This window comes from Rhizobium ecuadorense (assembly GCF_001187535.1).
In the GTDB taxonomy this organism is placed as follows: domain Bacteria; phylum Pseudomonadota; class Alphaproteobacteria; order Rhizobiales; family Rhizobiaceae; genus Rhizobium; species Rhizobium ecuadorense.
The window spans coordinates 1-216 of sequence record NZ_LFIO01000765.1 but is presented as its reverse complement, the minus strand read 5'-3'; the positions used below and the strand labels follow the sequence as shown (position 1 = coordinate 216).

Annotated in this window: 1 protein-coding gene; it reads right to left on the bottom strand. The window is 53.2% G+C overall.

Annotated features, from left to right (window positions below; translation table 11 throughout):
* A partial coding sequence (locus AF337_RS46285; protein ID WP_342028428.1) for a DUF6791 domain-containing protein occupies positions 1-153 on the bottom strand: 153 nt, incomplete at its 3' end.
* Positions 154-216 lie beyond the last annotated feature (63 nt).

Sequence of the window (216 nt, the reverse complement as noted above, 5' to 3'; positions counted from 1 at the left end):
GGCACAGGTGAGGACGCCGCGGGCCAAGGAGCCATCGACCGTCACATAAGGAATGCTACGGACAATCAAATGACCGTTGCTCACCTCAAGCTCGAAGCCTTCGTCTTCGAGTTGCTTCAGAAACGGGTCACGACTTATCAGATCGACGGACATTGAACACCATCCCATTCTTGACCATGATAGATTCACCCTCAACGAGATCACCCTCTGCACCAC